This is a genomic window from Allorhizocola rhizosphaerae, assembly GCF_003426775.1.
In the GTDB taxonomy this organism is placed as follows: Bacteria; Actinomycetota; Actinomycetes; order Mycobacteriales; family Micromonosporaceae; genus Allorhizocola; species Allorhizocola rhizosphaerae.
Genome location: NZ_QJUG01000025.1, coordinates 38,495 through 53,232 on the forward strand (window position 1 = coordinate 38,495; position 14,738 = coordinate 53,232).

At 68.1% G+C, this 14,738-nt stretch carries 16 protein-coding genes and 1 pseudogene; 10 read left to right on the plus strand and 7 right to left on the minus strand.

Annotated features, from left to right (window positions below; translation table 11 throughout):
• The first annotated feature begins 158 nt into the window (after positions 1-158).
• A complete protein-coding gene (locus DM816_RS07445) occupies positions 159-1,082 on the plus strand; it encodes an ATP-binding cassette domain-containing protein (protein ID WP_246001674.1) in 924 nt (307 codons plus the stop codon).
• On the plus strand, positions 1,079-1,876 hold the full coding sequence (locus DM816_RS07450) for an ABC transporter permease (protein ID WP_211588581.1): 798 nt from the start codon (positions 1,079-1,081) through the stop codon (positions 1,874-1,876). The genes DM816_RS07445 and DM816_RS07450 overlap by 4 nt, the downstream gene beginning before the upstream one ends.
• Before the next feature lie 11 nt (positions 1,877-1,887).
• Here DM816_RS07450 and DM816_RS07455 read toward each other — a convergent pair whose 3' ends face one another.
• The 5 genes from DM816_RS07455 to DM816_RS07475 all read right to left on the minus strand — a co-directional run bounded on the left by DM816_RS07455 (position 1,888) and on the right by DM816_RS07475 (position 5,469).
• On the minus strand, positions 1,888-2,307 hold the full coding sequence (locus DM816_RS07455) for a DUF2550 domain-containing protein (RefSeq protein WP_117209406.1): 420 nt from the start codon (positions 2,305-2,307) through the stop codon (positions 1,888-1,890).
• A gap of 11 nt (positions 2,308-2,318) precedes the next feature.
• The gene (locus DM816_RS07460; RefSeq protein WP_117209407.1) at positions 2,319-2,597 is read right to left on the minus strand and encodes a F0F1 ATP synthase subunit epsilon; all 279 of its coding nucleotides are present in this window, start codon (positions 2,595-2,597) and stop codon (positions 2,319-2,321) included.
• A gap of 44 nt (positions 2,598-2,641) precedes the next feature.
• A complete protein-coding gene (locus DM816_RS07465) occupies positions 2,642-3,742 on the minus strand; it encodes an LCP family protein (RefSeq protein WP_117209408.1) in 1,101 nt (366 codons plus the stop codon).
• 111 nt (positions 3,743-3,853) lie between these two features.
• Complete coding sequence (locus tag DM816_RS07470) at positions 3,854-4,639, minus strand: ABC transporter permease (RefSeq protein ID WP_117209409.1); 786 nt, start codon at positions 4,637-4,639, stop codon at positions 3,854-3,856.
• Complete coding sequence (locus tag DM816_RS07475; RefSeq protein WP_117209410.1) at positions 4,639-5,469, minus strand: ABC transporter ATP-binding protein; 831 nt, start codon at positions 5,467-5,469, stop codon at positions 4,639-4,641. Before DM816_RS07475 ends, DM816_RS07470 begins: the two co-directional genes overlap by 1 nt.
• Before the next feature lie 123 nt (positions 5,470-5,592).
• Between DM816_RS07475 and DM816_RS07480 the strand changes: the two genes are divergently transcribed.
• Positions 5,593-7,581, plus strand: a complete 1,989-nt coding sequence (locus DM816_RS07480; protein WP_117209425.1) for a protein meaA — start codon at positions 5,593-5,595, stop codon at positions 7,579-7,581.
• Here DM816_RS07480 and selA read toward each other — a convergent pair.
• Positions 7,556-8,836: an L-seryl-tRNA(Sec) selenium transferase gene (gene selA / locus DM816_RS07485; RefSeq protein WP_117209411.1), complete on the minus strand. Its 1,281-nt coding sequence runs from the start codon at positions 8,834-8,836 to the stop codon at positions 7,556-7,558. The genes DM816_RS07480 and selA overlap by 26 nt on opposite strands.
• A gap of 33 nt (positions 8,837-8,869) precedes the next feature.
• Between selA and selD the strand changes: the two genes are divergently transcribed.
• From selD to DM816_RS07520, 7 genes are all read left to right on the plus strand, one after another.
• Positions 8,870-9,835: a selenide, water dikinase SelD gene (gene selD, locus DM816_RS07490; protein ID WP_117209412.1), complete on the plus strand. Its 966-nt coding sequence runs from the start codon at positions 8,870-8,872 to the stop codon at positions 9,833-9,835.
• An 88-nt stretch (positions 9,836-9,923) separates the two neighbouring features.
• On the plus strand, positions 9,924-10,649 hold the full coding sequence (locus DM816_RS07495) for a hypothetical protein (protein WP_117209413.1): 726 nt from the start codon (positions 9,924-9,926) through the stop codon (positions 10,647-10,649).
• Positions 10,650-10,653: 4 nt separating this feature from the next.
• Positions 10,654-11,112, plus strand: a complete 459-nt coding sequence (locus DM816_RS07500) for a hypothetical protein (RefSeq protein WP_117209414.1) — start codon at positions 10,654-10,656, stop codon at positions 11,110-11,112.
• Positions 11,109-11,672: a hypothetical protein gene (locus tag DM816_RS07505; protein ID WP_117209415.1), complete on the plus strand. Its 564-nt coding sequence runs from the start codon at positions 11,109-11,111 to the stop codon at positions 11,670-11,672. Before DM816_RS07500 ends, DM816_RS07505 begins: the two co-directional genes overlap by 4 nt.
• A 173-nt stretch (positions 11,673-11,845) precedes the next feature.
• A complete protein-coding gene (locus tag DM816_RS07510; RefSeq protein WP_117209416.1) occupies positions 11,846-12,367 on the plus strand; it encodes a hypothetical protein in 522 nt (173 codons plus the stop codon).
• A 55-nt stretch (positions 12,368-12,422) separates the two neighbouring features.
• The gene (locus DM816_RS07515; RefSeq protein WP_117209417.1) at positions 12,423-13,730 is read left to right on the plus strand and encodes an NfeD family protein; all 1,308 of its coding nucleotides are present in this window, start codon (positions 12,423-12,425) and stop codon (positions 13,728-13,730) included.
• On the plus strand, positions 13,723-14,505 hold the full coding sequence (locus DM816_RS07520; protein ID WP_117209418.1) for a slipin family protein: 783 nt from the start codon (positions 13,723-13,725) through the stop codon (positions 14,503-14,505). The genes DM816_RS07515 and DM816_RS07520 overlap by 8 nt, the downstream gene beginning before the upstream one ends.
• Here DM816_RS07520 and DM816_RS07525 read toward each other — a convergent pair.
• Positions 14,492-14,738, minus strand: a pseudogene (locus DM816_RS07525) (hypothetical protein); the annotation flags it as partial. The gene DM816_RS07520 and the pseudogene DM816_RS07525 overlap by 14 nt on opposite strands.

Consider the following 14,738-nt stretch of genomic DNA (forward strand, 5'->3'; position numbering starts at 1 on the left):
GCAGCGCCCGGACCGCTTCGCGGCCGCACGCAGCCGCGCAAGAGCACGGCTTCGCCTGAACGGAGTCAAACCCGGTTTTCAGCAGCGGCAGCGCCTGAACGGAGTCAGACCCGTTGAATGCGATCAGGGCGGAAGGGCTGGTCAAACATTATGGCGAGGTGCGAGCGCTGGACGGGCTCGACCTGACCGTCCCCGAGGGCACGGTGCTCGGCCTGCTCGGCCCCAACGGCGCGGGCAAGACCACCTCGGTGCGCATCATCACCACCCTGCTCAAGCCCGACAGCGGGCACATCGAGGTCAACGGGATCGATGTGCTGCGGCACCCCGACCAGGTGCGCAGGATCATCGGGGTCAGCGGGCAGTATGCCGCCGTCGACGAATACCTGACGGGCCACGAAAACCTTGAGATGATCGGCCGGCTGTACCACCTCGGCAAGCGCAAGGCGCGCGCCCGCGCGGAAGAGCTGCTGGAGCGGTTCAACCTCACCGACGCGGCCAAGCGCACGGTCAAGACGTACTCCGGAGGCATGCGCCGCCGGCTCGACCTGGCCGGCGCACTGGTCATCTCGCCGCCCGTCATCGTGCTCGACGAGCCGACCACGGGCCTTGACCCGCGCAGCCGGCTCGGCATGTGGGACGTCATCAGCGAACGGGTCCGCGCCGGCGCCACGCTCCTGCTCACCACGCAGTACCTGGAGGAGGCCGACCAGCTGGCCGACAACATCGTCGTCATCGACCACGGCCGCGCGATCGCCCAGGGCACGCCGGACGAACTCAAGCGCGAGGTCGGCGGTGAACGCCTGGAGGTCACGCTCGGCAGCCGCGCCGAGGCCCAGTCCGCGCAGGAGATCCTGACGAAGGTGTGCGCCAGCGAGGCGATCATCGACGAGGCGGCGCACCGCGTGCACGCCCCGGTGACGCGCGGATCGTGGGCGCTCATCGAGGCCGTGCGCCAGTTCGACGCGGCCGGGATCGAACCGGTCGACATCGGCATCCACCGCGCGAGCCTGGACGACGTGTTCATGAAGCTCACCGGCCAGGCCCCGGCCGAGCCCTCGACCGAGCAAGAGGTGGCCGCGTGAGCGCGGTGGCGATGGCTCTGCAGGATGGGTGGGTTGTCGCCAAGCGCAACCTCACGAAGATCAAGCGCATCCCCGATCTGCTGATCTTCTCGACGATCCAGCCCATCATGTTCGTCCTGCTGTTCGCCTATGTTTTCGGCTATGCGATCCCCACGCAGGGCGTCAACTATCGCGAATATCTGATGCCCGGCATCTTCGTGCAGACCGTCGCGTTTGGAGCCGGCATCACGGCCATCGGGCTGGCTGAAGACCTGCAAAAGGGCATGGTCGACAGGTTCCGCTCACTGCCCATGTCGCGCGCGGCGGTGCTCATCGGCCGTACCACATCAGATCTTTTGAACAATGTCTTTGTCGTCACCGTCATGTCGCTGACCGGCCTGATCGTGGGCTGGCGCATCCACACCGACATCGGCAGGGCGCTCCTGGGCTATGTGCTTCTGTTGACGTTCGCCTATGCGATGTCGTGGATTTCGGCCTACATCGGCCTTTCCGTCAAATCGGTGGAGGTGGCCCAGAGCGCGGGCTTCATCTGGATGTTTCCGCTGACGTTCCTGTCCAACGCGTTCGTGCCCACCGGCAACATGCCCACGTTCCTGCGCACGGTCGCGGAATGGAATCCGATCTCGTCGATGGTGCTGTCGCTGCGCGACCTGTGGGGCAACGCCGGCCAGGAACGCGGCACCGGCTTGCCCGCCGAACATCCGTATCTGCTCGCCTGCGGCTGGATCGCCCTGATCCTTGTCATCTTCGTGCCTTTAGCCATCAGCCGGTACCGCGAAGCGGCCTCACGTTGAATGAAGCGGCCTCACGTTGAATAGGGTGTCACCGATTCGAGCCAAGACAGAAAGCCGGTCATCGTCTTGCGCGGCATCGCCACCTCGACGAACGAGTCACCGCTCTGACATCGCAGGATCACCCACTCCGCCGGGATCAGCGGGGCCTCCTGCTCGGTGGGCGCCCGGCGGCTCTCGACGATCAGCCCCCGCCGCGACAACCGCCGCCGGGGGCGCAACGCCAAACTGAACAGGCGAAACCAGCGCAGCTCATCGCCGCGGAACTGCCCGAAGCCAGGAGCCCAGCCGCGCCCATCCGGACGCTGATAAAGCCGCACATAGAACTCGACCGTGCCCTTGGTGCGGGCGAACAACTCGCGGCGGGAGAACACGCCCGCCATGAGGGCAAGCAGGACGACGAGGCCGATCGCGACTACTTCCAGGAGCCTCATCGTCGCTGCGATCAGTGCCCCGAGGTAACCGGGGTCGCGCTCTCGGCCAGCACCGTCACGCCCTCGCCCGTCACGGACAGGAAACCGCCCGCAACGTCATAGGCCAGCTCGCCGCCGCCGGGCAGTTTGACCCGCACCTGACCGGGCTCGGCCAGCTGGCCGAGCAGCGGCGCGTGGCCGGGGAGCACACCGAGCTCGCCCTCGGTCGTCCGGGCGACCAGCATCTCGGCCTCGCCGGACCAAACCTTCTCTTCAACCGCAACAAGGTCGACTTGCAGTGTCTTGGCCACGGAAACTCCTGATGAAAACCCGAGTCGGTGCACGTGAGTCTAGCTCAGTGCCATTGGCTGATCAGTTCAGGGTGTTGTACGACATATCCGCCCACGCGCCCGTCGACCACCGCCTCCACGAACCCGAGCGCGGTCGCGTCCAGTGCCTCGCCCAGGTATTCGCCCGCGGAGTCGGTGACGCCCCCGCCGGCGAGATGGATCAGGAGCAAACTTTCGGGCTTCACATGGCGCAGTGCGAGCGCCCAGTCGGCCAGGCTCAGGCCGCGCCCGCTGAACAGCAGTGACTTGCCGGCAGCACGCAGCACCCGGTCGACCTGGGCGGGCTTGGTCACGACCTCGGCGCTGAAGGCCTTGCTCAGCATCGCGCGCACGAGTTGCTGTTGATGCCGTTGGCGCGCATAGTCGCCACCCTCGATGTATCGCTGGCGGGCGAAGTCGAGCGCCTCCCAGCCTTGGAAGTGGTGCGTGCCCACCTCGTACACCTTCTGCGGGCCGGTGTAGCCCACGGGCGCCGGGTCGCGTTCGGTCCCGTCGGGGCGCAGGTGAAGCGAGCGGACCTCCTGATCCACGACCATCTCCACGCCTCCAAGGGCGTCGATCACCCGCTCGAACCCCCCGAAGTCCACGATCGCGCCCGCGTCGAACCGGCCGATTCCGGTCACGCCGCTCACGGTCTGTGCCAGCAGCTCGAAGCCCTTGGCCACGTCGGGTGGGCCGGATTCGACCTGCGCGCCGTGGAACATGGCGTGCGCGAGCCGGTCCCGTGCGGCACCACCGAAGCCGGACTTGGGAAAGGGCGGGATGCTCACGAGCAGGTCTCGCGGCAGGGAGAACACGTATGCCTTGTCGAGCTCCGGCCCGACATGCACGACCATGACCGAGTCGGCTCGCGGTACCTCTTCCTCGGTACGCGGATCGATCCCGACCAGCAGCACGTTCAGCGGCCCCTGCAGCGGCACGGGCTTCTCGCTCGGCTCACCGAACAGGTCGGCGGTGGCGACGTTGTATCGCGCTATCACCAGATCCACCGCGGCCAGAGCCGCCCCGCTCAATATCATCAAGACCCCGCCGACCGCCGCAACCCACCGCACACCATGCCCAACTCCCCAAACCAAACTCCGTTGCACCCTTTTTCGGTCGATCATGAACTTAAGTCCATGTTCGCGGCACGCGGGTTTGCCGAGCACGATGCGGAAGACGCGTCCACCGTGTCGGGGTGGCGGGCGGCGAGCCGCCGCAGCGGGATGGGGTCGACGTTACCCGTCGCGCTTGGAGGTCCAGCGGAAGGTGAGAGCGCACAGGATGAGGCCGCCGACGCACCAGGCACCGAGCACGAGTGCCGTCCTGCCCAACTCCCATGAGCCCGCGACCTCTTGCACGGCAAAGGATTCCGGCAGGAAGACCGAGCGTAGCCCCTGGCACATCCACTTGAGCGGGAACAGCGCCGCGAATTGTTGCATCCACTGTGGCAGTGCGCCGTACTCGAAGAAGACACCGGAAGTGAATTGCAGCAGCAGCGCGATCGGGGTGACCACGGCGGGGGCCGCGCGGCCGGATTTGGCCAAGCCCGAGAACGCGATGCCGACCAGTGTGCAGGCGATCAGGCCGAGCACCGACACCCACGCGAACGTGCCCCATTTCGCCGCGCTGGTCGGCAGGTCGAGCCCGTAGACCGTGACCGCGACGGCCAGCAGCAGGATCGTGGCGATGACGGCCAGCACGGTGACCGAAACCGACTTGCCGGCGAAGTAAATCCACTTGGGCATGGGCGTGCTGCGGTAGCGCTTGAGCACGCCGCGATCCCGCTCGATCGGGATCGAGATGGCGAGGTTTTGGAAGCCGGTGGCCAGGAAGCCGGAGGCGATCATGCCGTTGACGAAGTACTGGGCCAACGTGATGCCGCCGTCGAGCTCGATGCCGCTGAAGATGGCACCGAAGACGATCATCAGCATGACCGGGAAGAGCAGGGTGAACACGAGCGCTTCCTTGGTCCGGAAGAACTGCTTGAGCTCGATGTTGCCCTGTGCGAGCGCGAGTCGCATCACCGTTGACCAATCATCTTCAGGTAGACGTCTTCCAGCGTGGGGCGTTTCACCGTGAGCTCGGGCACCTCGCCGCCGAACTCCTGCGCGAGCCGTTGCACGACCGCGGTCGGCTGATCGGTGTCCTCGGAGCCGCCCAGCCATGAGACGGTGGCCGTCGCCTGGTTGCGACCGCCCAATGTGGACGGTGTGGAGACCTCGATGAGCTCGCCGCGCGAGATGACCCCGACCCGGTCGGCCAGTGCCTCGGCCTCGTCCAGGTAGTGCGTCGTGAGCAGGATGGTCGTGCCCGTGTGCGACAGGTCGCGGATGAGGCCCCAGAACTCGCGGCGGGCGGCCGGGTCGAACCCGGTGGTCGGCTCGTCCAGGAACAGCAGCTCGGGCTGGTTCACAATGCCGAGGGCCACGTCGAGCCGGCGCTTCTGCCCACCCGACAGGGTGTGCGTGCGCGCGTTGGCCTTCTCGCTCAAGCCCACGCGCTCGATGATGTGCTCCGGGTCGGCCGCGTTGCGGTAGAACCGGGCGAAGTGCCGGACCACCTCGCCGACCGTCAGCTCGTCGAACTCGCCCGTGCCCTGCAGCACGATGCCGATGCGCTGCTTCCAGGCCGCGCTCGCGTGGGCGGGGTCGGCGCCGAGCACGCTCACCTCGCCGCTGTCGCGCCTGCGGAATCCTTCGAGGATCTCGACGGTGGTCGTCTTGCCCGCGCCGTTGGGGCCGAGCAACGCGAACACCTCGCCCGACTCGACCGTGAGATCGACCCCGGCCACGGCCTGGTTGTCTCCATACGACTTCTTCAAGCCGCGGATGCTGATCGCTGCTGCTGCCACGGGCCGAAGTATAGGAACGCACGGCTAGCCCTGTGGGTTTGGCTCCGCTCAGGCCCACCCGCTGCTGAAATTATGGGGTTTTTCACGCCTCAAGTTAACGATCGGTAACTTATGCTCGGGGGCATGGAGCCTCGCCTTACGGAGCGGGACCGGCCGTGGGTCATGCGGACATACGCCGGGCATTCGAGCGCGGCGGCGACCAATGCGTTGTTCCGGCGCAACCTGGCCAAGGGCCAGACCGGGCTGTCGGTGGCGTTCGATCTGCCGACGCAGACCGGCTATGATCCCGATGACGAGCTCGCCGCGGGCGAGGTGGGCCGGGTGGGCGTGCCGGTCGCGCATGCCGGTGACATGCGCGCTCTATTTGACGGTATCGATCTCGCGCGCGCCAACACGAGCATGACCATCAACGCGACCGCGATGTGGTTGCTCGCGCTCTATGCCACGGTTGCGCAGGAGCACGGCGCGCGGCTGGAGAGCTTGGCCGGTACCACACAAAATGATGTTGTCAAAGAATATCTCTCGCGTGGGACCTACATTTTCCCGCCGGGGCCGTCGTTGAGGTTGACGACCGATGTCATCGCCTGGACCGTGCAGAACTGTCCACAGTGGAACCCGGTGAACATCTGTTCCTACCACCTGCAGGAGGCCGGGGCCACGCCCGTGCAGGAGGTGGGGTTCGCGCTCGCCACCGCCGTGGCCGTGCTCGACCGGGTGCGCGACTCCGGGCAGGTGCCACAGTCCAAAATGGGCGATGTCGTGCAGCGCATCTCGTTCTTTGTCAACGCGGGTGTGCGCTTCGTCGAGGAGATGGCGAAGATGCGCGCGTTCGGGCGGCTGTGGGACGAGATTACCCGCGATCGATACGGAGTGGCGGATCCGCGCCACCGGAGATTGCGCTACGGCGTGCAGGTCAACTCGCTGGGGCTGACCGAGGCGCAACCGGAGAACAATGTGCAGCGCATCGTGCTCGAAATGCTGGGCGTGACGCTCTCCCGCGACGCCCGTGCGCGGGCCGTGCAGCTGCCCGCGTGGAATGAGGCGCTCGGCCTGCCCCGCCCGTGGGATCAGCAGTGGTCGCTGCGGCTGCAGCAGGTGCTCGCCTTCGAAAGTGATCTTTTAGAGTACCCGGACCTGTTCGAGGGTTCCGTCGTCGTCGAGGGACTGGTGTCCGAAATCGTTGCGGGGGCACGAAAAGAGCTCGATCAGGTGCTGGAGATGGGCGGCGCGGTGGCCGCGGTCGAGTCCGGCTATCTGAAGAGTGCCCTTGTCGCGTCGCTGGCCAAGCGCCGCCGACGGATGGAGGCGGGCGACGACGTGGTCGTCGGCGTCAACCGGTTCACCGAGACCGAGCCGTCGCCGCTGACGAGCGCCGGTGCGGACGCCATCGAGCAGATTGACCCAAACGTGGAGCGCGCGGCTGCGGAGGCTGTGCGTGAGTGGCGGGCTTCTCGCGACCCTGGCTCCGTTGCCGAGGCGCTCGCCGCGTTGAAGGCCGCTGCCGGGACGGACGAAAACCTGATGCCGCACACGTTGCGCTGTGTCCAGGTTGGAGTGACGACGGGCGAGTGGGCGGGCGCGCTGCGCGAGGTGTTCGGCGAATATCGTGCGCCGACTGGCCTCGCGTCGGCGGCCGTGGCCGCGGACAGCGGGCTTTCGCATGTGCGGGAGCGCTTGCGGGACACGGCGAATCAGCTGGGCCGGCCTGCCCTGCGCCTGCTCGTGGGCAAGCCGGGCCTTGACGGGCACTCCAACGGGGCCGAGCAGATCGCCGTGCGGGCCCGCGACGCGGGCTTCGAGGTGGTGTACCAAGGGATCCGGCTCACACCCGCGCAGATCGTGGCGGCGGCCGTGCAGGAGGACGTGGACATCGTCGGGCTTTCGGTGCTCTCGGGCGCCCATCTGCGGGCCGTGCCCGCCGTCCTCAACGGACTGCGTGAGGCGGGCCTGATGGACGTGCCGGTCGTCGTCGGGGGCATCATTCCCGAGCGGGACGCTTTGCTCTTGCGCGAAGGCGGCGTGGCGCGCGTGTTCACGCCCAAGGATTTCGCGCTCACCGACATCATGGACGAGCTCGTGACCGTGGTCAGGCAAGCTCACTCACTCTCGTGAAGATTTCGTCGTCCTCTTTGGACTGTACCGCGCGCAGGTCCAGCAGACAGCGGTCTCCCGCGACACGCCCGACCACAGGCGGGTCGCCGCCGCGCAACGGCTCGGCGTAGCGGGCCGGCAGGCTCACCGCCCAGCTCGGCAGCTCCACGTCGGGAGCACCGCCACCACCAACGGCCGCAAGGGTTTGCACCGCGTGAGCGTCGATGCCGTGGTCGTGTAGCCGTTTCGCGAGTTGAGCAGCGCGCCCTCGCACGTCGGCTTCCAGGCAGGCGTGCACGGGCGGGAGTGGCCCGCGCAGCGTGGCCTCCAGCGCGGCCAGTGTGGTCTTGTCGACTCGCATCGCCCTTGCCAGCGGGTGTTTGCGCAGCTTCGCCACCAGCTCGGCGCGGCCGAGCACGATCCCCGCCTGCGGGCCGCCGAGCAGCTTGTCGCCGCTGGCCGTGACGAGCGCGGCCCCGGCGCGCAGTGCGCTGCGGGCGTCGGGCTCGTCCGGCAGGAGCGGATGCGGTTCCAGCAGGCCGGAGCCGATGTCGTACACCACCGGCACGTTCAGCTTCGCGAGGGGCTCAACCGGTACACCCTCGAAAAAGCCTTTGATGAAGTAGTTGGAGGGGTGCAGTTTGAGGATCAGTGCGGTTTCGGGGGTGATGGCGTCGGCGTAGTCTTCGGTTCGGGTGCGGTTGGTCATGCCGACCTCGCGGATGCGCGCTCCGGCCGCCGCGAGGAGGTCGGGGATGCGAAAGCCCGCGCCGATTTCGATGAACTCGCCACGGGAGATGAGGATCTCGCGTCCGGGGGCGAGGGCGAGCGCCACGAGGACGAGCGCGGCCGCGTTGTTGTTGACGACGTGCACGGCCTCGGCTTCGGGGACCCGCTCGGCCAATGCGGCCAGGGCGGCGGTGCCACGGGCGGCGCGCTGCCCGGTCGTCAGGTCAAACTCGACATCGGTGTGCCCGGCGGCCTCCACCATCGCGGCCTTGGCGGCCTCCGACAGCGGGGCCCGGCCGAGGTTGGTGTGCACGATGACACCGGTCGCGTTGATGACCCTGCGCAGCGACGCGGCAGTCTTCGGCAGCGTGTCCAGGGCGGTCTCCAGGGCCTTGTCCACAGGTAGCTCGCCGCCGCGCACGCGCTGCAGCACGGCCCCGACGTGGGCCCGGACCAGCGCACGGCCGAGGCGTCCCTGCGGCTCAGCGAAGCGTGGATCGTCCAAAATGGAATTCACGCGGGGGATGGCTCGCCGGGGATCGTCCATTCTGCCTATGTTAGGTGGGTGGACTCGATCCGAATGACGCAGTTTGCCCGGGGTGGCGGATGCGCGTGCAAACTACCGCCCGGTGAGCTGGAGGCAGTGCTCGTCGGCCTCGGCGCCGACTCGCCCGACCTGCTCGTGGGCCTGGCCAACGGCGACGACGCGGCGGTCGTGCGGCTCGACGATTCGACCGCGATCGTGGCGACCACCGACTTCTTCACCCCGGTGGTGGACGATCCCTACGACTGGGGCCGGATCGCCGCGTGCAACGCACTGTCCGATGTGTACGCGATGGGTGGCCGGCCGCTGGTCGCGCTCAACCTGCTGGCGTGGCCGCGCGGCGTCATCGACATGGTGGTCGCGGCGCAGGTGCTGCGCGGCGGGCTCGACGTCGCCAAAGAAGCCGGCTGCCTGGTCGCGGGCGGGCACAGCATCGACGACGGTGAGCCGAAATACGGCATGGCCGTGACCGGCCTGGTCAACCCGGCGCAGATCATGTCGCTGGACGCGGGCGAGCCCGGCACGCCGCTGTCGCTGACCAAGCCGCTGGGCATCGGCGTGCTCAACAGCCGGCACAAGGCGACCGGCGAGGTCTTTCCGCAGGCGATCGACGTGATGACGACGCTCAACCGCGACGCGGCGCTGGCGGCGGTGCAGCGGGGCATCCGCTGCGCGACCGACGTCACCGGGTTCGGCCTCCTCGGGCACGCCTACAAGCTCGCTCGTGCCAGTAAATTGACAGTGGTCATCAACTCGGCTGATGTGCCCTATGTGGACGGTGCGCGGGAGGCGGCCGAGGCGGGCTACATCAGCGGTGGCACCAGGCGAAACCTCGACTGGGTCCGGCCCAACGCGCAGCTCGACAAGGTTGACGAGCTCGATGCGCTGCTGCTGGCCGACGCGCAGACCTCCGGCGGGCTGCTTGTCGCAGGTGAGGTGCCCGGTGGCGTCGTGATTGGACACCTGCAAGCACATACCGGGGTGGCTGTCCAGGTCCACTGAACGACTCCTTTCCGACGGTCACCGGCCCTTCTTCGGCGACGGCTCGCGCCGCTACGCTTCGGCGCAAATCGACGAAGGGGGATGTGCTATGGCACAGGAAGTGTTCCTGCGCGCCTCTAGCGGCACCGTCCTCGCCCTCGGGCTGCCCGACGAACCGCGGGTGTCCAGCTACACCACGGTGGCGCGGTTTGTGAGCAAGGAGTTCGCGCGCGGCCTGCAGGTCGGCCCGCTCGGATTCCAGCAGGCCGGCAACGAGAGCCTGATGCCGGCCCGGATCACCGACCGGTTCGTGGTGGACGGGCGCGAGGTCAGGGTGGCGACGGGCGAGCAGGGGGTCAACGCCTCCGTGGCGCTCATCGATCGCTATCACGAGGTGGTGACCATCTACGGTGGCCCGCCGCCCCGGCGCGAGGAGGTCATCTCGCTGTTCGAGCAGTTCAGCTTCGAGGACTCGCCCGAGGGCATGACCATCCTGCCGCGCGGCGACCTGGCGCTGGCCTCGGAGGGCGTGGCGGTCTATGTGGACGGTCGGGGCACGGTTACGGTGCCCTCCAACGCGAACGGGTGGGAAATGCGCCCGCCGTTCAAGGGGACGCCTACGCGGTACGGTGAGGTCTGGCGCAGCGAAGGGCAGCTGCCCGACCGCGAGGGCCGGGGCGCCAACACGTTCGTTTACATCCTCGGCACGACGCAGGCGATCGCGGAGGTCATCTTCCCGGACACGTCCGAGTATCACGAGACCCCGCACCCGCGCGTGACCGATGAGGAGCTGCTGGACTGGCTCTATGAGCTCAACCCGCGCTGGGAAAGGTGATCCGATGTCGCCCTGGATCGCCACGACCATCATCACGTGGGTCGCGCTCATCATTGTCTACTTAGGACTGGCGGCGACGCTGCGCCGGGTCAACCAGTTGCAAGCGGAGCTGGCGTCGCTGCGGGCGTCCGGTCGCGGGGGAGTCCGGCTGCGGCTCCCCGGATATTCCGGGGTCGTGCTCGCGGCGGACGCTTCCTGCGACGCTTGCCATGTGGCGGTGGGGGAGCTCGCCTCGCTGGCGCCATCGTCCACATTGCTTTCTTACGAGCCTTGGGATGGTACGGATTTGCGCGTGCGGGTGGACACGGAGGCGTGGCGCAGTCTCGCCCACCTGTCACCGCCCGTGCTGATGGCGGTCGACGCCGATGGGCAGGTGACCGACATCGCGCTGCCCACCAACCCCGGTGACGTCGCCAAGGCACTGCAGTCATGGGGCACGCCTGTATTGGAGCGTTTGGGATGAAGCTGAGACTCGACGACATCGTGGACGCCGATCGGGCGCCCGCGAATCCACAACCGACAAGCGTGCTGTCGGAGATCGCGGCGCCGCGGCACCGGCGCTCGTTCTTGAAGGCGGTCGGCTACGCCGGGCTGACGCTCGGCGCGACGGCGCTCGCGCTTCCGTTCGCGGGCAAGACGAAGGTCGCGTGGGCCGAGACCGGGCCGGGCGGGCTCAAGGGCCACGACGGCTGCGGCGGCATCAACTACACGCCACAGTCCGACACGCACGGCATCTACGTCTCGGCGCAGCCCGCTTGCTACGGCGGGTCTTATCGCGGGTGGAACTGGTGCTCCTCGGCCGGATGGCACCGCAGCACGTGGGCCAGGTCGGCCGACAACAAGTGGTGCTGGCACATGACGCCGCGCTCGGACGTGTGCGGCAGTCCGTCGCGCAACGCGTGGCGCTGGACGACCAGTGACGGCAAGACATGGCGGTGTTCGGACGGCAACAGCCTGGTTTTCCGGGTTTCGGACAACAAGTGCTTCGGGCCGTATCTGACCATCTGCCGGGCCAAGGTATGAGGCTCGCGACGCGCGTCTGGCACCCGGTGACGATCGCCGGGTGCCTTGCCGCGCTTTCCCTTCTGGTACCGCTGCCATGGTTTTTCCTTGGCGCGACGGCCGGTTTCGCCACCAGCGGTTCGGTTTGAAGCCGCAACTCGGCTGTCATACTGAACTCGCCGGTCTGGCGAGGCGTGGGTGCGCGATGGTCCTTCTGCGGCGGGCTGCTGCTCGGCGCGTTGACCACCGCGATGGGATTGTTGTTGGCCGGATCGCTGATCCGGCTTGCCGCACCGCCCGCCGTGTGGCGGTGGGTGCTCGTGGGTGCCATGGTTTTGCTGGTGCTGCGGGAGTTTGGAGTGCTGCGGTTCTGGCTGCCGCAAAACAAGCGGCTCGTGCCGGAGCACGTGCACCGGCATGGGCGCGTGTTCGGTCCGCTCCAATTCGGCTTCGAGATGGGGACCAGCCTGCGCACCTACACCCCGAGTGCGCTCCCGCACGCGGCCGCGCTCATGATCGCGCTGTGGGCGGGCCCGCTGGCGGCGGTGTTGGCGGGTGTGGGCTTCGGGCTCGGGCGGTCGGCGATGACCACGGGCAACCTGCTCTACAGCGACGACAACACCTGGGATCTGGCCTTCATCGAGCACGAGCGCCTGATCCGGGCCCTGCTGGTCGCGGGTTTCGCGGTGAGCACGGCGGTAGCGCTGGTGTTCTAGCGGGATCGAGGTTCATGATGGTGGAAGGAGCGCATCCGACGACTCGGGAGAGGTGATGTCCCGGCGAGGCCGCGCGATGGCGGCGGCGTTTGTTCTCTTCTGGGCGATTGTGACAACCGCCGGGCTTCCCGCGCTCGGTGCTGCGCCGCCGCCCGGCAACGCCGTCCTGGTCACACGGGTCGCCGGGCCCATCACGCCGGTCATCGCCGACCACCTCACGGCGGGCGTGCAGGCCGCGCAGGGCTATCGGGCGTACCTCGTGGAGCTGGACACGCCCGGTGGGCTCGACGCGTCCATGCGCAAGATCATTCAGGCGTTCCTCGCCAGCCGGGTACCGGTCGTCGTACACATAACCCCGCCCGGCGCGCGGGGCGCCTCCGCGGGTGCGTTGATCACCCTGTCCGCCCACGTCGCGGCGATGGCGCCGGGCACGACGATCGGCGCGGCCACGCCGGTCGACCTGCAGGGCGGCGAGATCAGCGACAAGGTGATCAACGACGCGGCGGCGTTCGCGCGGTCGGTGGCGAGCGAGCGCGGCCGAAACGTGGACTTCGCCGAGCAGACCGTGCGCTCGGGCCGGGCCGCCACGGCCGAGGAAGCGTTGCAACTCCAGGCGATCGACCTCGTTGCGGGTGATCGTGCGGCCCTGCTGGCGGCGCTGGACGGGCGCGACGTGACCCTCGCGGACGGGTCGCGGGTCACCCTGCATACGCGCGACGCCGCGATCGTCGACCACGAGCTGGGCCCGTTCCGGTGGCTGCTGCAGTTGCTGGCCGACCCGAATCTGGCCCTGCTGTTCATGTCGCTTGGCACGTTGGCGCTCATCTATGAGCTGGCCAATCCGGGCCACATGGTCAGCGGGATCGTGGGCGTCATCCTGCTGACGCTGAGCTTCGTGAGCCTGAGCGTGCTGCCGATCAACATCGCGGGCATCGCGCTTGTCCTGCTGGGCATGGCGCTTTTCGTGGCCGAGTTGTATGCGCCCGGGACGGCGGTCTTCGCCGTGACGGGTGCGATATGCGTGCTCGTCGGTGGGCTGCTGCTGTTCCAGGGCCCGTTGCGGGTGAGCCTCGCGATGCTGCTGCCCATGGTTCTGGTCGTGGCAGCGGGGTCGGTGCTTGCGGGGCGCCTGGTGTGGAAGGCACGGGGCCGGCCGCCGATCACCGGGCAGAGTCTGCTCGTCGGGCGCGAGGCGGTGGTCAGGCGGGTGGATGGGGAACTGGGTCGCGTGTTGCTGGAAGGCGCATGGTGGAACACCCGCAGCCCCGGACACGAGCTGAGCGTGGGGCAGACCGTGCGAGTCGTTGACATGCAAGGGCTCGACCTGATCGTCGAGCCGGTTCAGGAGGCGGCCCATGAGTAGCACAGCCATCGGCTTCATCCTCGCGGCCATCGTGGTGCTGGCGCTGTTCGCGGCGTCGGTGCGGGTGTTGCGCGAATACGAGCGTGGTGTGGTGTTCCGGCTCGGCCGGGTGATCGGCGCCAAGGGACCGGGCCTGTTCTTCCTCATCCCGGTGGTCGACCGGATGGTGCGCGTGTCGCTTCGGACCGTGACCCGAGAGATCCCGAAGCAGGACGTCATCACCCGGGACAACGTTACCGTCAACGTGAACGCGGTGACCTACTTCAATGTGGTGGACGCGGTGCTGTCCGTTGTGGCCATTGAGGATTTCAATGCCGGTACCTCGCAGATCGCACAGACGACACTGCGCAGTGTCGTGGGGCAGGTCGATCTGGACGACCTGCTCACCCGGCGCGACGACATCAACCAGCGGCTGCAGCACGTCGTGGACGAGGTCACCAGCCCGTGGGGCGTGAAGGTCACCTTGGTGGAGGTCAAGGAGGTCGAGTTGCCCGAAACCATGCGCCGCGCCATCGCCAAGCAGGCGGAGGCGGAACGCGAGCGGCGGGCCAAAGTCATCCACGCGCAGGGGGAACTGCAAGCGGCAGAGGCGCTCAAGGACGCGGCCGCTGTGCTGGAAGCCCATCCCGCGGCCATCCAGCTGCGCGTGCTGTCCACCATGTCGGAGGTCGCCACCGAGCGGAACTCGACGCTCATCTTCCCGTTGCCGGTCGAGGTCATGCGCCTCATCGACGCCCTGCCCGCTGAATTGCGCGGTCGGACTACCGCAGAGTGACCCAGGTGGCTGCCGTGGCTACGGTGGCGCCCAGGATCGTGATGCCGATCGCGCCGGGGTCCAGGCGGGACTCGTAGCGGTGGTCCACCCAGCGGCGGGCCAGCGGCAGGCCCGCCAGCGGTGCGGCTCCCAAGAGCGGCCATGCGACAAGCGCGGCCACGGCGGTTATCGCGGCCGCGGTGGCCGCGCCCAGCACGAACAGCAGTGGCAGCACGCGTCCCGGCAGCGGCCCG

Excerpts from the sequence above, each read along its gene's own strand:
- DM816_RS07495 (WP_117209413.1), top strand. The coding sequence starts at position 9,924 with ATGGCACAGGAAGTGTTCCTGCGCGCCTCTAGCGGCACCGTCCTCGCC.
- DM816_RS07515 (WP_117209417.1), top strand. The coding sequence starts at position 12,423 with ATGTCCCGGCGAGGCCGCGCGATGGCGGCGGCGTTTGTTCTCTTCTGG.
- selA (WP_117209411.1), bottom strand. The coding sequence starts at position 8,836 with ATGGACGATCCCCGGCGAGCCATCCCCCGCGTGAATTCCATTTTGGAC.
- DM816_RS07465 (WP_117209408.1), bottom strand. The coding sequence starts at position 3,742 with ATGATCGACCGAAAAAGGGTGCAACGGAGTTTGGTTTGGGGAGTTGGG.
- DM816_RS07455 (WP_117209406.1), bottom strand. The coding sequence starts at position 2,307 with ATGAGGCTCCTGGAAGTAGTCGCGATCGGCCTCGTCGTCCTGCTTGCC.
- selD (WP_117209412.1), top strand. The coding sequence starts at position 8,870 with ATGACGCAGTTTGCCCGGGGTGGCGGATGCGCGTGCAAACTACCGCCC.
- DM816_RS07470 (WP_117209409.1), bottom strand. The coding sequence starts at position 4,639 with ATGCGACTCGCGCTCGCACAGGGCAACATCGAGCTCAAGCAGTTCTTC.
- DM816_RS07505 (WP_117209415.1), top strand. The coding sequence starts at position 11,109 with ATGAAGCTGAGACTCGACGACATCGTGGACGCCGATCGGGCGCCCGCG.
- DM816_RS07520 (WP_117209418.1), top strand. The coding sequence starts at position 13,723 with ATGAGTAGCACAGCCATCGGCTTCATCCTCGCGGCCATCGTGGTGCTG.
- DM816_RS07480 (WP_117209425.1), top strand. The coding sequence starts at position 5,593 with ATGGAGCCTCGCCTTACGGAGCGGGACCGGCCGTGGGTCATGCGGACA.
- DM816_RS07500 (WP_117209414.1), top strand. The coding sequence starts at position 10,654 with ATGTCGCCCTGGATCGCCACGACCATCATCACGTGGGTCGCGCTCATC.